15 protein-coding genes are annotated in these 19280 nt (G+C 63.1%); 9 read left to right on the forward strand and 6 right to left on the reverse strand.

Annotated features, from left to right (window positions below):
• The first annotated feature begins 149 nt into the window (after positions 1 to 149).
• The gene (locus HNO82_RS17555) at positions 150 to 1838 is read left to right on the forward strand and encodes a peptide chain release factor 3 (RefSeq protein WP_175344589.1); all 1689 of its coding nucleotides are present in this window, start codon (positions 150 to 152) and stop codon (positions 1836 to 1838) included.
• A gap of 103 nt (positions 1839 to 1941) precedes the next feature.
• Here the strand turns inward: HNO82_RS17555 and ppa are convergent, their stop codons facing one another.
• The 5 genes from ppa to hemC all read right to left on the reverse strand — a co-directional run bounded on the left by ppa (position 1942) and on the right by hemC (position 6928).
• On the reverse strand, positions 1942 to 2475 hold the full coding sequence (ppa, locus tag HNO82_RS17560; RefSeq protein ID WP_006463345.1) for an inorganic diphosphatase: 534 nt from the start codon (positions 2473 to 2475) through the stop codon (positions 1942 to 1944).
• 269 nt (positions 2476 to 2744) lie between these two features.
• Positions 2745 to 3944 carry a heme biosynthesis protein HemY gene (locus tag HNO82_RS17565; RefSeq protein WP_175344590.1) on the reverse strand — a complete coding sequence of 400 codons (1200 nt, stop codon included), beginning with the start codon at positions 3942 to 3944 and terminating at the stop codon, positions 2745 to 2747.
• Positions 3945 to 3964: 20 nt separating this feature from the next.
• The gene (locus HNO82_RS17570) at positions 3965 to 5155 is read right to left on the reverse strand and encodes a uroporphyrinogen-III C-methyltransferase (RefSeq protein ID WP_175344591.1); all 1191 of its coding nucleotides are present in this window, start codon (positions 5153 to 5155) and stop codon (positions 3965 to 3967) included.
• A gap of 35 nt (positions 5156 to 5190) precedes the next feature.
• Positions 5191 to 5988, reverse strand: coding sequence for a uroporphyrinogen-III synthase (locus HNO82_RS17575; protein WP_175344592.1), 798 nt, complete (start codon positions 5986 to 5988; stop codon positions 5191 to 5193).
• Entirely contained in the window at positions 5972 to 6928 is a 957-nt protein-coding gene (hemC, locus tag HNO82_RS17580) for a hydroxymethylbilane synthase (protein WP_175344593.1), read from the reverse strand. The genes HNO82_RS17575 and hemC overlap by 17 nt, the downstream gene beginning before the upstream one ends.
• Positions 6929 to 7186: 258 nt before the next feature.
• Between hemC and ppc the strand changes: the two genes are divergently transcribed.
• Together ppc and HNO82_RS17590 are read left to right on the forward strand one after the other, a co-directional pair.
• On the forward strand, positions 7187 to 10102 hold the full coding sequence (gene ppc, locus HNO82_RS17585) for a phosphoenolpyruvate carboxylase (protein WP_175344594.1): 2916 nt from the start codon (positions 7187 to 7189) through the stop codon (positions 10100 to 10102).
• 386 nt (positions 10103 to 10488) lie between these two features.
• On the forward strand, positions 10489 to 11427 hold the full coding sequence (locus HNO82_RS17590; protein WP_175344595.1) for a dienelactone hydrolase family protein: 939 nt from the start codon (positions 10489 to 10491) through the stop codon (positions 11425 to 11427).
• A gap of 158 nt (positions 11428 to 11585) precedes the next feature.
• Here the strand turns inward: HNO82_RS17590 and HNO82_RS17595 are convergent, their stop codons facing one another.
• The gene (locus HNO82_RS17595) at positions 11586 to 12410 is read right to left on the reverse strand and encodes an HDOD domain-containing protein (protein ID WP_008329834.1); all 825 of its coding nucleotides are present in this window, start codon (positions 12408 to 12410) and stop codon (positions 11586 to 11588) included.
• Between the two features lie 473 nt (positions 12411 to 12883).
• Between HNO82_RS17595 and argH the strand changes: the two genes are divergently transcribed.
• The 6 genes from argH to HNO82_RS17625 all read left to right on the forward strand — a co-directional run bounded on the left by argH (position 12884) and on the right by HNO82_RS17625 (position 19100).
• Positions 12884 to 14278, forward strand: a complete 1395-nt coding sequence (gene argH / locus HNO82_RS17600; RefSeq protein WP_175344596.1) for an argininosuccinate lyase — start codon at positions 12884 to 12886, stop codon at positions 14276 to 14278.
• 307 nt (positions 14279 to 14585) lie between these two features.
• Complete coding sequence (locus HNO82_RS17605) at positions 14586 to 15743, forward strand: ABC transporter substrate-binding protein (protein WP_175344597.1); 1158 nt, start codon at positions 14586 to 14588, stop codon at positions 15741 to 15743.
• Between the two features lie 109 nt (positions 15744 to 15852).
• Positions 15853 to 16734 carry a branched-chain amino acid ABC transporter permease gene (locus HNO82_RS17610; protein WP_008329841.1) on the forward strand — a complete coding sequence of 294 codons (882 nt, stop codon included), beginning with the start codon at positions 15853 to 15855 and terminating at the stop codon, positions 16732 to 16734.
• 1 nt (position 16735) lies between these two features.
• Complete coding sequence (locus tag HNO82_RS17615; RefSeq protein ID WP_008329842.1) at positions 16736 to 17611, forward strand: branched-chain amino acid ABC transporter permease; 876 nt, start codon at positions 16736 to 16738, stop codon at positions 17609 to 17611.
• Complete coding sequence (locus tag HNO82_RS17620; protein ID WP_008329843.1) at positions 17611 to 18372, forward strand: ABC transporter ATP-binding protein; 762 nt, start codon at positions 17611 to 17613, stop codon at positions 18370 to 18372. Before HNO82_RS17615 ends, HNO82_RS17620 begins: the two co-directional genes overlap by 1 nt.
• Positions 18369 to 19100, forward strand: coding sequence for an ABC transporter ATP-binding protein (locus tag HNO82_RS17625; protein ID WP_175344598.1), 732 nt, complete (start codon positions 18369 to 18371; stop codon positions 19098 to 19100). Before HNO82_RS17620 ends, HNO82_RS17625 begins: the two co-directional genes overlap by 4 nt.
• Positions 19101 to 19280 lie beyond the last annotated feature (180 nt).

Consider the following 19280-nt stretch of genomic DNA (forward strand, 5'->3'; position numbering starts at 1 on the left):
AATCTCGGGTTTTCCAGAGCTTACGGAACAGGGCGTGCGGCGCCTCCTTGTCAAAGGACCAGTGCGCGCAGCCCGAGGCCATGCGGGTTGGATTGTCCAGCCGCGCCAGGGGCCGCGTTCCTGCGGGCTCCCACCCCGACCGATCCGCCATGCAAGAACCCAGCAACGAACTCCCCGAAGTCGCCGGCGCCGCCTGCGATGATGCCGTCAGTGTGCCCGGCAGCGGCAGCAAGGTCTCGTCCGACCTGATCGCGCGCGAAGTCAAGCGCCGCCGCACCTTCGGCATCATCTCCCACCCTGACGCCGGTAAAACCACGCTGACCGAAAAGCTGCTGCTGTTCTCGGGCGCGATCCAGCTGGCCGGTACCGTGAAGGCCCGCAAGAGCGGTCGCCACGCCACTTCCGACTGGATGGAAATCGAAAAGCAGCGCGGCATTTCGGTAGCCAGTTCGGTGATGCAGTTCGAGTACCGCGACCACGTGGTCAACCTGCTCGACACCCCCGGCCACCAGGACTTCTCGGAAGATACCTATCGCGTGCTCACCGCCGTGGACTCGGCGCTGATGGTGATCGATGCCGCCAAGGGCGTGGAAGAGCAGACCATCAAGCTGTTGAACGTCTGCCGCATGCGCAATACGCCCATCATCACCTTCATGAACAAGCTGGACCGCGAAACCCGCGATTCGCTGGAGCTGTTGGATGAGCTGGAATCGGTGCTGAAGATCCAGTGCGCACCCGTGACCTGGCCGATCGGCATGGGCAAGAATTTCCGTGGCGTGTATCACCTGCTGCGTGACGAGATCATGCTGTTCAAGGCCGGTGAAGAACGCGCCAACGGCAATGTGGAAATCATCAAGGGCATCGACAATCCCAAGCTGGCCGAGATGTTCCCGCTGGAAATCGAACAGCTCAAGATGGAAGTGGAACTGGTGCATGGCGCCTCCCACCCCTTCAACCTGGAGGACTTTCTGGCCGGGGTGCAGACGCCGGTCTTCTTCGGTTCGGCCATCAACAACTTCGGCGTGCGCGAGATCCTCGATGCGCTGCTGGACTGGGCACCGGGTCCGGGCGGACGCGATGCCACCGTGCGCGAGGTCAAGCCGACCGAGGAGCCGTTCTCCGGTTTCGTCTTCAAGATCCAGGCCAACATGGACCCGGCCCACCGCGACCGCATCGCCTTCCTGCGCGTGTGCTCGGGTCGCTTCGAGCGCGGCATGAAATTGAAGCACCTGCGCCTGAACCGCGACATCAAGGTGTCTTCGGTGGTGACCTTCATGGCCTCCAGCCGCGAGCAGGTGGAGGAAGCCTATGCCGGCGACATCATCGGCCTGCCCAACCACGGCAACATGCAGATCGGCGACAGCTTCTCCGAAGGGGAGATGTTGCAGTTCACCGGCATTCCCTACTTCGCACCGGACTTCTTCCGCGTGGCGCGCATCCGCAATCCGCTCAAGATCAAGCAGTTGCACAAGGGCCTGCAGCAGCTCGGCGAAGAAGGCGCGGTGCAGGTCTTCAAACCGGTGACCGGCAGCGACCTGATCCTGGGCGCGGTGGGCGTGCTGCAGTTCGAAGTGGTAGCCAGCCGCCTGCTGAATGAATATGGCGTGGATGCGGTGTTTGAAGGCACCAGCATCAGCAGCGCCCGCTGGATCAGCTGCGATGACAAGAAGAAACTGGCCGACTTCGAGAAGTCCTCGGCCGGCGCCAACCTGGCCATCGATGCAGCCGGCAACATGGCCTACCTGGCCAGCTCGGGCGTGAACCTGCGCCTGACCCAGGAACGCTGGCCGGAGATCACTTTCCATGCGACCCGTGAGCACGCGGCCAAGCTGGATTGACCAGGCGTTGAGCGCATCGACCGGCCCGCGCCGGTCATGAAATGAAAATCGCCCGACAGGCGCAAACCTGTCGGGCGATTTTTTATGCCTTGCTGATGGGGAATTACTTGGCGTTCTTGAACGCTTCCACACCGGCCAGGATTTCAGCACGGGCAGCGTCCGGGCCTTCCCAGCCCTCGACCTTGACCCACTTGCCCTTTTCCAGATCCTTGTAGTGTTCGAAGAAGTGCTTGATCTGGTTCAGACGCAGTTCGTTCAAATCTTCAGGCTTTTGCCAGTGGGTGTAGATCGGCAGGATCTTGTCGACCGGCACGGCCAGCAGCTTGGCGTCGATGCCCGATTCATCGGCCATCTTCAGCACGCCGATGGGGCGGCAGCGCACCACCACGCCCGGGATCAGCGGGAACGGGGTGATCACCAGCACGTCGACCGGGTCGCCGTCTTGCGACAGGGTCTGGGGAATGTAGCCGTAGTTGCACGGATAGTGCATGGCAGTGCCCATGAAACGGTCGACGAAGATGGCGCCGGTGTCCTTGTCCACTTCGTACTTGATCGGATCGGCGTTCATCGGGATTTCGATGATCACGTTGAAGTCATTGGGCAGGTCGCGGCCAGCGGGGACGTTGTTCAGGCTCATGGGATTCTCACTAGGGAAAGAAACGAAAAGCGGTTTTCGGGTCGCCACCGCCTGAGCTTAATGCTCGATGCAATAAGCATTAAGCTGGGCTTAATGCTCAAACCAGGCCGTGCCAACACCGGAAAGCCGCAATTATAGCGGCATTCAGGCTCAGTCCGGCATCTTGGCCGGTGCAACTTACGCCAACATGACAGCGCCCGGCCATGGTCATGAAAAAGGCGGAAGGGCTTGCGCCGCTTCCGCCTTGGTCATTGACCCGCACAACAAGTTCAGCGGATGGCGGTCGCCAGGGCGCATTGCTTGTAGTGGGCAGCGGCCTGGTCGGGCTGGTCCAGGGCCTCATGCAGCTGGGCCAGGGCCAGGTGCGATTCACGCACGGTGCGGGGTTCGATGGCGTCCGAGAGGGCTTGCTCCAGATGGCGCTGGGCCTTGCCCCACAGCTTCTGGCGCAGGCAGAACATGCCCAGGGTCAGCGCCAGTTCGGCATCCGTCGGGTTCTTGGCCAGCCAGGATTCGCAATGCTCGATCTGCGACAGCAAGGCCGGCGAGCCGGCTTCGGCGGTCGACTCACGATAGGCGCGCAGCAGGCGGATATCCCAGTCGGCAGCCAGGGCGCGTTCCAGCAGACTGCGCGCCTCGTCATGCAGGCCACGACTGGAGAAGGCCTGGGCCGCCCGCACGGCGATGTAGGGCTTCAACTTGTCGGCACCGGGTACGCCATTCCAGAGCAGGCGAATCGATTCGGCATCGTGCGAGCGGTCCGACAGCAAGGCATCGTAGGACATCTCGCGCAGGCGATTGGACAGGGCCGGATGCAGGGCATTGCGCTTGTCCAGGGTCTGCACCAGGCGCAGTACCTCGGGCCAGTTCTTGGCTTGCTGGTTGGCCTTCAAGGCCCACTGCAGGGCCTGGATGTGGCGGGTGCCGTTGGCGTTCAACTCTTCCACCGTTTCCAGCGCCTGTTTGAAGTGATGTTCGTCCACTTGCAGTTCCAGTGCCGTCATCAGGCGCGCAGCTTTCAAGGTCGGATCGACTTCGGTGCTGGCCAGCCAGATGTCGCGGCGCTCGCCCTGGCGCATGCGGTGCGCGGCACGGGCTGCGATCAAGGCGGCGATGCCGGCGTTGTCGGGCAGGTCGGAGGCGCGTGTGGCAGACTTCTCGGCCTGGCCGAAGCGGCCTTCGAAATAGGCCTTCAGGGCATCGCGCAGGGCCTTGTTGCTTTCATTCTCGCGCTTGGCACGACGATAGGCGATCACGCGGCCGGGCAGCTTCTGCGTCAGGCGGATGGCGCGGATGACCACGTAGATGGTCAAAAACACCGCCAGCACGGCGAAGATGAAGAAGTTCAGGGACAGGTCGATGCGGTACGGCGGATAGAACAGCACCACATTGCCCGGGTTGAAGCGCGCCAGCACGGCCAGGCCGATGGCGGACGCGAAGAGGGTCAGAAGCCAGAGCAGTATTTTCATATCAGGTTCCCGTCAGCGGCTCACGGACGGGCCTTGTAGTTGCGCACGGCGTTGAGGCTTTCGGCCAGCGTGGGCAACTGAATGGAGACATTGCTACCCTGTACCTGCTTCAACAGCGCCTGGGTAGTCTGGACCTGCTTGGCGCGGGTATCGAAATACTTGGCGATGGTGTCCTGGGCCGACGACAGGTCATTGCGGAAGGCGAACTCGTTGCGCGAAAGCAGGGCCAGGCGCGCATTGAGCAGGCGCAGCTTGAGGTTCTCTCGCACGAAGTAGGCCTGGCCCGGCGAGAGCAGGATCGCTTCCGGTGTCTGCACTTCACGGATACGTACCAGTTGGCGCAGTTCGGACCACATCTCGGTGCTCATGCTCTGCCAGGTCTCACGCGCACCGGCCAGCCATTGCGACCAGGCCGAGGCTTCGGCGGGTGCGGCTTCGGCCCGGGTCTTGCCATGCTTGGTCTCGCCCTTGGCGGCGGCCTTCACCGGCTGCGGCTTGGGCTCGCTGGCCGACTCCACCGGATGCTCGTCCACCAGCAGCGGCAGGGTATCGACCTGGCCGATGGCGCTATCGAGGCGCACGGCGATGCCGGCGATGTCCACCGTCGGCAGGGCCTTCAGGCGCTCGATGTCATGCGCAATGGCACGACGGATCACGATGAACTGCGCCTTGTCCGAACGCGACAGGCTCTTGTCGGCATTCTGCAGGGCGATCAGCGCACCTTGCACGTTGCCGGCCAGCTCCAGCTGCTGGTCAGCAGTGGAGAGCACTTCCTCGATTTCGGAGAGGGCCCAGTCGTCGCGGTTCTTGTTCAAGTCCTGGTACATCTGCTCCAGCGCCAGCTGCTGGCTCTGGGATTCGGCCTGCTTGCTGTCCAGCACGCTGACCTTGGATTGCAGCTCCTTGGTGCTTTCCTGCACTGACTTGAGCACGCCCTTGAGTTCATTGCTGTTGTTGTCGCCACTCTGCAGGCGCTGCGCGACTTCGCTGCGCAGGTCGCGCAGTTCGGTATGCGAAACCCACCACTGCGCGCCCAGGCCGGCGATGACCAGCAGCAGCACAATGGTCTGCGCACGCTGGCGGCGACGCAGCACCGCCGTGCCATCGGGCGGGGTGAAGGTATAGGACGCCTGCGGCGCCGCTGCACCAGCGTTGTGGCTGGCTTGCGGTTGAGGCTCCGGCAATTGGGGGGTGGGTTGCTGTTCGTTCATGGGCTGGATTGTAACGCGGCAAATTACGCGGCCGCTCAGGGAGCGGGTGGAGCAAGGGCGGCAAGCAGGCGTTCGTCACCCGATCCGGTCAGGACCACCTGCACGAAACCCTGCTCCCGCGCGGTCTCGGCGATCCTGTGGTGAGAGACGACGATGCGTTGTCGTTGCAGTTTTACCACACGTTCCTCACCTCCGGCTAGTCTTGCCAAGTGAAGCAAATTGCGCAAGGCCTCGGAACTGGTGATGACCCAGTCGGCCCCGCCATCGAGCAAATCCAGCAGTTGCAGGCGGCTTGGCGCATCCAGTTCGGGGGCCAGGCGGCGATAGGCGGTGAGGAATTGAACCTCCACGCCCTGTTGTTGCAAAGCTTCACTCAGGAAATCGCGGCCGGCCTGGCCGCGCACGATCAGAGCACGCCTGCCGCGCAATTGTTCCAAAGGGAGGGATTTGAACAATTCCTCGGAATCCATCTTGTCGGCGCGTTGGGGGCCGTAGATGGTGGCATTGCCCCCATCGATGCCATGTCCGCACAAGGCCACCCTGCTGCCCTCTCCCACGATGCCGATCGGCACATCGCGCGGCCATTGCTGCAGATGGGCAAAGACGGCATCGATGGCATTGGGACTGACGAAGACCACCAGTGCGAAGTCCGGCAGGCGCGCCAGCGTGGCCTTGAGTTCGCTGTCATCGTCCACCGGACCGATGACCAGGAGCGGAAACACCACGGCACGCCGGCCCAACTGCTGCACGCGCTCGGCAAAGCTGCCGGCCTGTTGCAGTGGCCGCGTCACGACTACTGGCAACGATGCGGGGGGGTCAGGCCGAAGCGGCATCAGCCTGGGCCTTGCAGGCCGCCAGAATGGCATCGGCGCCGCGCGCCTTGAGCAGCTCGGCCACTTGCGCACCGAGCGCCTCGGGCGCATCCGGCGAACCTTCGGCCTCGGCGGCGGCGGCTTGCGCGCCATCGGGGGTGGCGATCATGGCGCGCAGGTGCAGGCGCTCGCCCTCCAGCGTGGCATAGGCCGCCAGCGGAATCTGGCAGCTGGCGCCAAAGATGCGCGAGACCGAGCGCTCGGCGGCCGAGACCACGGCGGCGGGCTCGTCATGCAGGGGGGCCAGCAGGCGCTTGATATCGTCACGGCCCTCGGGGATCTCGATGGCCAGCGTGCCCTGGCCGGGCGACGGCAGGCTCTGTTCGGGATCGAGGAAGGAGCGGATGCGCGCCTTCAGACCCAGGCGGTTCAGTCCGGCCACGGCCAGGATGATGGCGGCATAGTCGCCGCGATCCAGCTTGGCCAGGCGGGTATCGAGATTGCCGCGCAGCGGCCTGACCATCAGTTGCGGATAACGCGCGGCGATCATGGCCTGGCGACGCAGGCTGCTGGTGCCGACGATGGCGCCAGCGGGCAGCGCGTCCAGCGAATCGTAATCGTTGGAGACGAAGGCGTCGCGCGGGTCTTCGCGCTCCAGGATGGCGGCCAGCTCGAAGCCTTCGGGCAGGTCCATGGGCATGTCCTTCAAGCAGTGCACGGCGAGGTCGGCGCGGCCTTCGGCCATGGCCACCTCCAGCTCCTTGACGAACAGGCCCTTGCCGCCGACCTTGGAGAGCGCGCGATCAAGAATCTGGTCGCCACGGGTGGTGGTTCCGAGGATATTGATGCTGCACTGCGGATATAATGCGGCCAGACGGTCCCGCACGTACTCGGCCTGCCACATGGCAAGGCGGCTCTCACGCGAGACGATGACGATGTTGGAAGGAGGAAATTCTTTCAAGACGGGCTTTCCGATTCAGTCGTGGCACCCGCGGCCGAGGAGACAGGGAAAGCAGGAGACCGGCGAATCCAGACTGAACAATACGATTAAAAAAAGCGATCGAGGGCAAGCAGCAACGAACATCGATCACAGAGACCAGAAGCGAGACGCACACCAAAAACGAGGCAAACAAACGAGCCAAATTCTAGCACGCACACCCACGGCAATCCGATCCACAAGCACGACTTTCTCCTCCGAAAACCGCAGCAACCGTTGATCATGGCGACCAAAAATCCAACACCACGCAGTGCCCGTTCCACTCCCTCCACCCCCCGCGCCACCGCTGCCACCAAGAGCAGCCCGGCCAGCAAGACCATCAGCAAACCCGCCCGCAGCACCGACAAGGATGCGCCCCTGAAGGAAGACATCCGCCTGCTCGGACGTCTCTTGGGCGAAGTCGTGCGGGAACAGGAAGGCGATGACGTCTTCGAGGTGGTGGAAACCATCCGCCAGACTGCCGTGCGTTTCCGCCGCGAATCCGATGCCAAGGCCGGCGCCGAGCTGGACAAGCTGTTGAAGAAACTGACCCGCGACCAGACCAATTCGGTGGTGCGCGCGTTTTCCTATTTTTCGCACCTGGCCAACATCGCCGAAGACCAGCACCACAACCGCCGCCGCCGCGCGCACCTGCTGGCCGGCTCCGAAGCCCAGCCCGGCAGCGTGGCCTATGCCCTGTCGCGGCTGGATGATGCCGGTGTCTCGGGCGCACAAGTGCGCAGCTTCCTGAAGGAAGCACTGGTCTCGCCGGTGCTCACCGCCCACCCCACCGAAGTGCAGCGCAAGTCCATCCTGGACGCCGAGCGCGAGATCGCCCGCCTGGTGGCAGAACGCGACCTGCCCTTGACACCGCGCGAACTGCGCCACAACACCGAACTGCTGCGCGCACGCATCGCCACGCTGTGGCAGACGCGCATGCTGCGCTATACCAAGCTGACGGTGGCCGACGAGATCGAGAACGCCCTCTCCTACTACCGCATCACCTTCCTGCGCGAACTGCCGGCCCTGTATGACGACATCGAAGCCGAGATCGACAGCCAGTTCCCCTCGCGCGCCAAGACCCGCACCGCAGAACTGCCGCCCTATCTGCAGATGGGCAGCTGGATCGGCGGCGACCGCGATGGCAATCCCAACGTCAATGCCGCCACCATGCAGCATGCCTTGAAGCGCCAGTCCACCACCATCTTCGATTACTACCTCGACGAAGTGCACACGCTGGGCGCCGAGCTGTCCATCTCCACCCTGATGGTCGATGCCAGCCCGGAACTGTTGGCCCTGGCCGATGCCTCGCCAGACCATTCCGAGCACCGCGCCGACGAACCCTACCGCCGTGCCCTCATCGGCATCTATGCGCGCCTGGCCGCCACCGCCCGTGCGCTGGGCGTGGTCAACATCCTGCGCCAGGAAATCGGTGCCGCCGCGCCCTACGCCAGCCCGGCCGAATGCGTGGCCGAACTGGAGGTGCTGGTGAGCTCGCTGCAGGCTCATCACGGTGCCGCCCTGGTCAAGCCGCGCCTGGCCGGATTGAAGCGTGCCGTGGAGATCTTCGGCTTCCACCTGGCCACGCTGGACATGCGCCAGAGCTCCGACGTCCACGAGCGCGTGCTGGCCGAGCTCTTTGCCAAGGCCCAGGTCGAGGCCGACTATGCGGGCCTGACTGAAGAACGCAAGATCGCCCTGCTGCTGGGCGAACTGTCCAGGCCGCGCCTGCTGTATTCGCCCTACCTGCAGTACGCCGATGAGACCAATTCCGAGCTGACCATCCTGCGTGCGGCGCGTGAAATCCGCCGCCGCTATGGCGAGCGCGCCATCCGCAACTACATCATCTCGCACACCGAAACCCTCTCCGACCTGCTGGAAGTCTTGCTGCTGCAGAAGGAAACGGGGCTGCTGCACATCGAAGGCAACCAGCTGCACGCGCTGGAGCTGATGGTCATTCCGCTCTTCGAGACCATTCCCGACTTGCGCTGCGCCGCCGAGATCATGCGTGGATGGCTGACCCTGCCGCAGGTCAAGGGCTTGATCGCCAAGCACGGCAAGCTGCAGGAAGTGATGCTGGGCTATTCGGATTCCAACAAGGATGGCGGCTTCCTGACCTCCAACTGGGAGCTCTACAAGGCCGAAAACCAGCTGGTGGAACTGTTCAATGAAGCCGGCGTGACGCTGCGCCTCTTCCATGGTCGCGGCGGCACCGTCGGTCGCGGCGGCGGCCCCAGCTACCAGGCCATCCTGGCGCAGCCACCGGGTACCGTCAACGGCCAGATCCGCCTGACTGAACAAGGCGAAATCATCGCCTCCAAATTCTCCAATCCGGAAATCGGCCGCCGCAACCTGGAGCTGCTGGTCGCCGCCACCCTGGAAGCGAGCCTGATGCCGGCCGCCGCCGACGGCAAGGAAGCCAAGAAGCTGGCCGAGTTCGAGCGCGTCATGGAAGAACTCTCCGAACGTGCCTATCGTGCCTACCGCAACCTGGTCTACGAGACCCCGGGCTTCACCGATTACTTCTTCGCCGCCACGCCCATTGCCGAGATCGCGCAACTGAACATCGGTTCGCGTCCGGCCTCGCGCAAGGCCACCCAGCGCATCGAGGATCTGCGCGCGATTCCCTGGGGCTTCTCGTGGGGCCAGTGCCGCCTGCTCTTGCCGGGCTGGTATGGCTTCGGCAGCGCGGTCTCGGGCTGGCTGGAAGAAGCCGACAACGCCAGGGAGAGCGCAAAACGCCTGGCCACCCTGCGCGCCATGTGCAAGGAATGGCCGTTCTTCGCGGCCCTGCTGTCGAACATGGACATGGTGCTCTCCAAGACCGACCTGGCCGTGGCCTCGCGCTACGCCGGGCTGGTGGCGGACCGCAAGCTGCGCAACACGATCTTTGGCCGCATCACCGGCGAGCATGAACGCACCAGCGCCATGCTCTCGTCCGTCACCGGAACCAAGGATCGGCTGTCGGGCAATCCGCTGCTGGCACGTTCGATCAAGAACCGCTTCGCCTATCTCGACCCGCTGAACCACCTGCAGGTCGAGCTCATCAAGCGCCATCGTGCCACCGCTGCAGCCAAGCGTACGCCGGAAGAGCGCGTGCAGCGCGGCATCCACCTCACCATCAACGGGGTCGCCGCCGGCTTGCGCAATACCGGCTGAGCCAAGCTGTCGTCATGCCAACAAGAGGGCTGCCCGCCGATGCGGGCGGCCCTTTTCGCTTGGATTGCTGCCAGGAGACGCCCCGTCTCAAGTTCAGCGTTTGCATGCCGATAACAGATGGCTGTGATGACATTTGACGAAGCGACAAGCTGTTGCGGGCGGCGCACAAATGCGCCCACGCTTTTGTAATGGATCAGTTTTTTTGCACCGCAAAACTGAATCCATCCTGCCGCTCAGCGCTTCACTTTTGTAAAATGTAAGCTGAAGAATTCAAATACACATAATCGTTGCAATCCATGAAGCATATTGCTTCAGCGACCATGTTCTTCCAAGGTGGGAATGGTTGCCGGGCGACGATCGGGCATCGAAACAGGGAATCAGACATCATGCGACATTGGGGAAAACCACTGGCTGCGTTCTGCATTGCAGCATCGCTGGCCGTGATCGGCGCCTGGGCGCAGGCGGCCGCCTATTCGGCGCCGCCGCCACCACTGGAAGCGCGCCGCGTATCGCTCACCAGCGTGGACAACAAGGGGGGCAAGGCCACCGCGCTCTATGGGGTGTGGATCAAGGCACGCAGGACGCTCAACAGCAAGGGACCGTATCCGACCGTGATCGCGCTGCATGGCTGCGGCGGACTGTACAGCATCATCAAGGATGGTCGCGGCGAATTCACGCCGCGCCACCTGGCCATGGCACGGGTTCTGACCGATGCCGGCTACAACGTCCTGTTCCCGGACAGCTTCACCCCGCGCGGTCGTCGTTCGACCTGCCAGGACTCGGTGGCCCAGCGCGAGGTCAGCGCCATGAACCGCCGCTTCGACGTCGAAGCGGCCCTGCACTGGGTGACCGCGCAGCCGGACGTGGACGTCAAGCGCATCGCCCTGCTGGGCTGGTCGCATGGCGCCTCGACCGTGCTGGCCTCACTGAACCTGGCCGAAACCGATGTGGCCATCCGCAAGATCCAGCCGCGCGCGGCGGTGGCCTTCTATCCGGATTGCCGCCCCTACGCCAAAACCAACGAACCCTTCAAGCCGGCCGCACCGCTGCTGATCCTGATGGGCGAAAACGATGACTGGACCCCGCCCCAGGCCTGTGAAGCCATCGAACAGAAGATGCAGGGCAGCGATACCGAGATCGCCCTGCGTCTCTATCCGGACACCTATCACGACTTCGACGCCCCCGGTCTGCCGGTGCATGTGCGCATGGACGTGGCCGGCGTCGGCAAGCGCGGCGAAGGTGTCACCAGCGGAGGCAACCCGGATGCGCGCGCCCAGGCCTATCGCTCCATGCTCAACTTCCTGGACGCCAAGCTCAATTACTGAAACAAAGACCGCCGCGGCGCCTCGCGGATTTCGGTCAATGGCTTCACCAACGACAATGCCGGCCCCTTGCGGGAGCCGGCATTGTCGCTTTGCTCGACCTGTTTCTTCACATCGGCCGGAAACCGCCGTCCATCGGCGCTCTCCGGCTTGCCTTGCGGTCAGGCGATCAGGTCCTGCATGCCCTCGCCCAGTTCGGCCAGCGGCGGCATGTCCTCGGTGAAGGTGCCTAGGGTCAGGCCCAGCCTGGCGGCCACCTCGCCCGGGAAGGTCGATTCCAGTTCATCGGCCGAGTATTTGTTTTCCTCGGCGCGGGCGCGCCAGGTGGCCAGGTGGACGATGGCGGCGTACGCATCGAACTGACCTTCCAGCGGCTGCGGGAAAGCCTTGATGACCTGCGCGAACTCATCCGGGAAACGCCAGCGGCGCGCCAGCTCGGCTCCCACATCGGCAAAGTCGTAGCCGAAGGACTTGCGCTCCACATCGAGGCGACGGGCATCCAGGGGACCGGCCACCTTGTCCACCTGCAAGGCCTGCTCGGGCATGGCCGCGTGCATGACCAGCTGGCCGATGGCGTGCATCAGGCCCACCGTGAAGGCGAAATCGGAATTGAGCTTGACCTCTTTGGCCAGCCACTTGGCGACCAAGGCGGTATCGAGGCTGTAGCGCCAGAACAGCTTGAGGTCCACGCCCGGCAGCTTCTTGAAGCTGCCGGCCATGCCGGTACTGACCACCAGGGTGCGCACGGTCATGAACCCCAGCATCAGCACCGCATCATCGACGGTGCCGATGGTGCGCGAGACGTGGTAATAGGACGAATTCGCCAGACGCAAGATCTTGGCACTGAGGACCTGGTCGGCGGCCAGCTTCCTGGCGATCTCCTCGATCGAGACCGCGTCGTTGTTGAAACTTTCGATGACTTCCTGCACCACCTTCGGAATGCTCGGCAAGGCAGTTTGCTGCTGAAACAGTGCTTCCAAATTCATGCTTCTCTCCTGTAAGACGACCCCCAGACATCTTGCTCGCTCTTCGCTTGTCAGGACCACCCCCGTGGCATGCCCGGTCGGACGACGCCCGGCAACATCGACGGCAATCGCATCATCGCGGCTGCGCCTCGGCTGGCAGCCCTTTTTCTTCACCGGAAACCTGCAGAACTTCCCCCGGTTCAGTCATCGCGCCTTGAGTATAGCGTCAGCCCTTGTCATCAACACAAGGCTTTTTTGCGGTGCAGGAGAGCTTGCACAAATACAACAAGCAAAAATGATGCCACATGGCAACTTCGAGTGATTTCGTGTGGCCGTGCGCCGCATTTCACCAGCGGCCGGGAACCCCTGAAAAAACTGCCCACAGCAGCACGCGCCAATGCGAAAAATCCGCATCCCGCAGCATTTCCGGCTGCATTGCCGTGGCTTGGCGCAGTTGTGCTTGCTATAATCGCCCATTCTCCGGAATTCCCTATATGACAGACCAATTTGCTAAAAAGGGCGAAGCCTGGTCGGCTCGCTTTTCTGAACCCGTCTCCGATCTCGTCAAGCGCTATACCGCATCGGTGTTCTTCGACAACCGCATGGCCCAGGTCGACATCCAGGGCTCGCTGGCGCATGCCGAGATGCTGGCCCACCAGGGCATCATCAGCGCGGCCGATTACGCCGAGATCCAGCGTGGCATGGCCCAGATCAAGGGTGAGATCGAGTCCGGCCAGTTCGAATGGTTGCTGGACCTGGAAGACGTCCACCTGAACATCGAGAAGCGTCTGACCGAGCTGGTCGGCGACGCCGGCAAGCGCCTGCACACCGGCCGTTCGCGCAACGACCAGGTGGCCACCGACATCCGCCTCTACATGCGCGGTGCCGTTGACGACATCATCGGCCTGCTGCGCGATCTGCGCGGCGCCCTGCTGGACCTGGCCGAACAGCACGCCGACACCATCCTGCCGGGCTTCACCCACATGCAGGTGGCGCAGCCGATCACCTTCGGCCACCACGTGCTGGCGTACGTCGAGATGTTTGGCCGCGATGCCGAGCGCATGATCGACGCCCGCAAGCGCATCAACCGCCTGCCGCTGGGCGCAGCCGCCCTGGCCGGCACCACCTTCCCGATCGACCGCCTGCGCGTGGCCAAGACCCTGGGCTTCGACGACGTGTGCCGCAATTCGCTGGACGCCGTCTCGGACCGTGACTTCGCCATCGAATTCTGCGCCGCCGCTGCACTGGTGATGACGCACATCTCGCGCATGTCCGAAGAGCTGGTGATCTGGATGAGCCCGCGCGTGGGCTTCATCGACATCGCCGATCGCTTCTGTACCGGCTCGTCCATCATGCCGCAGAAGAAGAACCCGGACGTCCCCGAACTGGCGCGCGGCAAGACCGGTCGCGTCAATGGTCATCTGATCGCCCTGCTGACCCTGATGAAGGGCCAGCCCCTGGCCTACAACAAGGACAACCAGGAAGACAAGGAGCCGCTGTTCGATACCGTCGACACGCTCACCGATACCCTGCGCATCTTCGCCGACATGGCCCGCGGCATCAGCGTCAAGCCGGAAGCCATGCGCGCGGCGGCCCTGCAAGGCTACGCCACCGCCACCGACCTGGCCGACTACCTGGTCAAGAAGGGCCTGCCCTTCCGCGACGCCCACGAAGCCGTCGCCCACGCCGTGCGTACCTGCGTGGACAAGGGCTGCGACCTGGCCGACCTGTCGCTGGATGACCTGCGCGCCTTCTCCAGCCTGATCGGGGAAGACGTGTTCGCCGTGCTGACCCTGGAAGGCTCGGTGGCTGCACGTGACCATATCGGCGGCACCGCACCCAACCAGGTGCGTGCAGCCATTGCGCAACTGCGCAAGGAACTGAACTAAGCAAGACCTGGCACCACCCTTCGTCCGCAGGCCGGACGTTGTTCGCATGCCGCCGTGGCGCGCCCTACCCGGGCGCGTTGCAGCGGGTTGTAATTGCTGGCGCAGCCTGCCTTTTCGGGTATGCTGTGGCGGCTGTATCGAAAGAGACCGCACAACGGTCTTCAGAGGATGGAGCACAAGTCCCGGCCATCCCGGGCGCCTTTTGCATCATCCTCGATGAAGGAATCACCCTGTGACGTCGCGCGACACTGTCGAGCGCGCCGTGATGCGGACGATTTCTACAATATCTAACTGAGGAGAGAACTCGATGCAATTCAATACCATGCTCAAGACCATTCCGGCCCTGCTGATCGGTGCCACCCTGTCGCATGCCGCGCTGGCTGCCGACATCAAACTGGGCGTTGCTGAAGCCCTGACCGGCCCGGCGGCCAAGTATGGCGTGGCCATCAAGAATGGCTTCACCCTGGCTTCCGAAGAGATCAATGCCAAGGGCGGCGTCAACGGCAACAAGCTGGCCCTGGTGATCGAAGACGAACAGGGCAAGAAGGAAGAAGCCATCAACGTCTTCAAGAAGCTGATCTTCCAGGACAAGGTGCTGGCCGTCTTCGGCCCCACCCTGTCGAACTCGGCCTTTGCCGCCGACCCCATCGCCAACGCTGCCAAGGTCGTGGTCTTCGGTACCAGCAACACCGCTGACGGCATCACCGCCATGGGCCCCTTCACCTTCCGCAATTCCGTGATGGAAGCCGACGTGCTGCCCGTCACCGTCAAAGCGGCCGTGAAGCACTTCGGCATCAAGAAGGTCGCCGTGATCTACGGTAACGACGACGCCTTCACCAAGTCCGGCTACGACGTCTTCAAGGCCACCCTGGAACAGCAGAAGATCCCCGTCACCACCACCGAGGCCTATGCCAAGGGCGACGTCGACTTCAAGGCCCAGCTGACCAAGATCAAGGCCGGCAACCCGGACGCCATCGTCTGCTCCTGCCTGGCTGAGGAAGCCGCCAACATCATCCTGCAAACGCGCGCGCTGGGCATGAAGCAGCCCTTCATCGGCGGCAATGGCCTGAACTCGCCCAAGCTGTTCGAGATCGCCAAGGATGCCGGCGACAACACCCTGATGGGCAGCCCCTGGTCGGCCGAAAACCAGACCCCGGTCAACAAGGCCTTCATGGCAGCCTACAAGGCCAAGTTCGGTTCGGACCCGGACCAGTTCGCCGCGCAAGCCTATGACGCCATGTACATCATGGCCGATGCGATCAAGAGCGTGAAGCTCTCCGGCAACCTGGCCAAGGACCGTGACGCCGTGCGCGCCGCGCTGCCGGCCGTGAAGATCGAGGGCGCCACCGGCAAGTTCGCCTTCCGCGCAGCACCGGCGGTAGCGGGCAAGCAGGTCGGCTTCGATGCGGACCAGGAAGCCATCGTCAACATCGCCAAGGGCGGCAAGTTCGTCCTGCTGAAGTAAGCAGCCCGAGGCCGTAACAACGGTCGCTGCCGGAGCACCGGCGGCGACCGTTTGCAAGTGATCGCGCGCCGCGCGGCGCTTGGCATCTCATCACCCATTGCAGGTTCCCATGTTAGAACAACAGCTCATCAATGCCCTCTCGCTGGGCAGCGTGTATGCGCTTTTCGCGCTCGGTTTCACGCTGGTCTTTGGCGTGTTGGGCGTGATCAATCTTTCGCACGGCGCCATCTTCATGCTGGGCAGCTATGCCGCCCTGCTGCTGGTGGAGCAGATGGCGCTGCCCCTGTGGGTGGCACTGCTGCTGGCCATGGTGGCCACCGGTCTGCTCGGCCTCATCATCGATGTGCTGGTCCTCAAGCCCTTGCGCCGCCGCAATGCACCGCACCTGATCCCGATGATCGCCACCATCGGCGTGGCCATCATGATCACCAACATTTCGCAGGGCATCTTCGGTGCCGAGAACAAGCGTTTCCCCCAGGGCACCATCCCTGAAGACAGTGTGAACCTGGGCAACCTGCACATCACTGCGGTCCAGGTGGCCATCATCGTGATTGCCTTCGTGCTGATGGTGGTGCTGCTGGGCGTGATGCGCAAGACCCAGCTGGGCCGGGCCCTGCGCGCCATCGCCGAGTCGCCCAAGGCGGCTTACCTGCTGGGCATCAACGTCGAGGGCCTGTTCCTGCTGACCTCCTTTGCCGCTGCGGCCCTGGGGGGGGCGGCCGGCGTATTGGTGGGCGTGTCCTTCAATGCGATCTCGCCCTTCATGGGACAGCCGATGCTGCACAAGGGCATCGCCGTCATCATCCTGGGCGGCATGGGCGATATCCGTGGCGCCATGATCGGCGGCCTGTTCCTCGGCTTTGCCGAGGTGTTGACGGTGGCCTATATCTCCAGCGACTTCCGCGATGCGGTGGCGTTCGGCCTCCTGTTCCTGATCCTGCTGGTAAAACCCTCCGGCATGTTTGGCAAAGTGCTGGAAAGGAAGGCATAAGATGGGCTTCATGGATTGGTGGGATGGCTTCTGGGCCACCTACAACACGGTCATTTTCAGCGTCGGCGTCAATGCCATGCTGGCGCTCTCGATCTACGTCACGCTCTCCTGCGGCCTGCTCTCGCTGGCCAATGCGGCCTTCATGGGAATTGGGGCCTACACTGCCTCGCTGTTGACGATGCAGTTCGACATGCCCTTCCCTGTTGCGCTGGCCGCTGGCGGCGTGTTGCCCGCGCTGGTGGCGCTGGTGATCGGTATTCCCACGCTGCGCTTGTCGGGCGTGTATCTGGCCATGGCGACGCTGGGCTTTGGCGAAGTGGTACGGGTCATCGTGCTGAACCTGGACATCACCGGCGGGCCCATGGGCCTGAATGGCGTACCGCCGCTGACCGAGTGGTGGCACATCGTGCTGCTGCTGGGCGTGACCGTCTACGCCCTGGCGCGCCTGCGCCGCTCCAAGACCGGCCGCGCCTTCGAAGCCATCAAGGAAGATGAAGTCGCGGCACGTCTGATGGGCGTGAACGTGGCAGGCTACAAGCTCTTGGCCTTCGTCATCGGGGCGGCCATCGCGGGCGTGGCCGGTGGCCTGAACGCGCACTTCACCTTCACCATCGGCCCCAACAACTATGGCTTCGAGAACGCGGTCGACATCCTGACCATGGCTGTCTTCGGCGGCACCAGCAACCTGATCGGCCCGATGATCGGTTCGACCATACTCTCGCTGCTGCCGGAAGTGCTGCGTCATTTCAAGGACTTCCGCCTGGCCATCAATGGCCTGATCCTGATCCTGGTGGTGCTGTACCTGCCCAAGGGCATCTGGGACCCGCGCCGCATCCGCGCCTTCCTGGGCCGCAACGCTGAGAAGAAGGTGAAGTAATGCTTCTACAACTGAACGACATCAGCAAGAACTTCGGTGGCCTGCAAGTGCTGCAGGGTGTGAACTTCAACGTCAAGGAAGGCGAGATCTTCGGCCTGATCGGCCCCAACGGTGCCGGCAAGACCACCGTCTTCAACCTGATCACGGGCCTCTTGCGCGCCTCCTCCGGCAGCATCCGCTTCAATGACGACGACATCGGTGCCGTCGCCCCGCACAAGATCACCGAGCGCGGCATTGCCCGTACCTTCCAGAACATCCGCGTGTTCAAGGAAATGACGCTGCTGGAAAACGTGGTGGTCGGCATGCACGAACACCTGAACTATGGTGTGACCAGCATGCTGTTGAACCTTGGCGGTTTCCGCAAGGCCGAAAGTGAAGCCCGTGAACGTGCGCTGGAACTGTTGTCCTGGGTGCGCCTGGATCACAAGGCGCACATGCTGGCCGACAGTCTCTCCTATGGCGAGCAGCGCAAGCTGGAGTTCGCCCGTGCCCTGGCGACCAAGCCCAAGCTGTTGTTGCTGGACGAGCCGGTGGCCGGCATGAACCCGGCCGAGAAGACCGAGCTGATGAGCGAGATCGTCAACATCAAGGCGCGCGGTTTCACCATCTTCATGATCGAGCATGACATGCGTTTTGTCATGGGCCTGTGCGAGCGCATCGCGGTGCTGAACTTCGGCAAGATCATCGCCGAGGGCACGCCAGACCAGATCAAGAACAACCAGGAAGTGATCGAGGCCTATCTCGGCAAGGAAGAAGCATGAGCGCCAGTGGTAACAAGCAAGCCATCCTGCAGGTCGAGGACCTGGCCGTGGCCTATGGCCACATCGAAGCGGTCAAGGGCATCAGCCTGTCGCTGAACGAAGGCGAAATCACCGCGCTGGTCGGTGCCAATGGTGCCGGCAAGAGCACGTCGCTGTTGGCCATCTCCGGCCTGGTGAAGGCACAGCGCGGCCGCGTGCTGCTCAACGGGCAGGATTTGCTGCAGATGTCACCGCACCGCATCGTTGAATCCGGCGTGGTGCAGGTCGCTGAAGGCCGTGCCACCCTGACCACGTTGAGCGTCGAAGAGAACCTGGCCCTGGGCGCCTATACCCGCAAGGACAAGGAAGGCGTAGCGCGGGATCTGGAGTGGGTGTATTCCCTTTTCCCGGTGCTGAAGAACCGTGCAGCCGGGCTGGCGGGCAATCTCTCGGGCGGCGAGCAGCAGATGCTGGCCATTGGCCGTGCGCTGATGGCCAAGCCCAAGGTGTTGTTGCTGGATGAACCCTCGATGGGGCTGGCCCCGCTGATCATCCAGGAAATCTTCCGCATCGTGCAGGAGATCAACAAGACCGGCATGACCGTGCTGCTGGTGGAACAGAACGTGCGCCAGGCGCTGCGTATCGCGCAACGGGGCTATGTGCTGGAGACGGGCAAGATCGTGCTGGAGGATAGTGGCGCCAATCTGCTGGGCAATCCGAAGGTGGTGGAGGCTTATCTGGGTGGTTGATGGGCATGAATGTGGGGCCTGCGAAAAATAATAAAAAATTTTTCAATTAGGTGTTGACCATCAGCCTGATAGGCCTTAATATGCAGCCTCTTTCAAGCACAGCAAGTCACCGCTGATGCCAGAAGGCCCACGTGGCGGAATTGGTAGACGCGCATGGTTCAGGTCCATGTGCCGCGAGGT

The sequence above is a fragment of the Herbaspirillum sp. C9C3 genome (assembly GCF_013359625.1).
Taxonomy (GTDB): domain Bacteria; phylum Pseudomonadota; class Gammaproteobacteria; order Burkholderiales; family Burkholderiaceae_D; genus Herbaspirillum.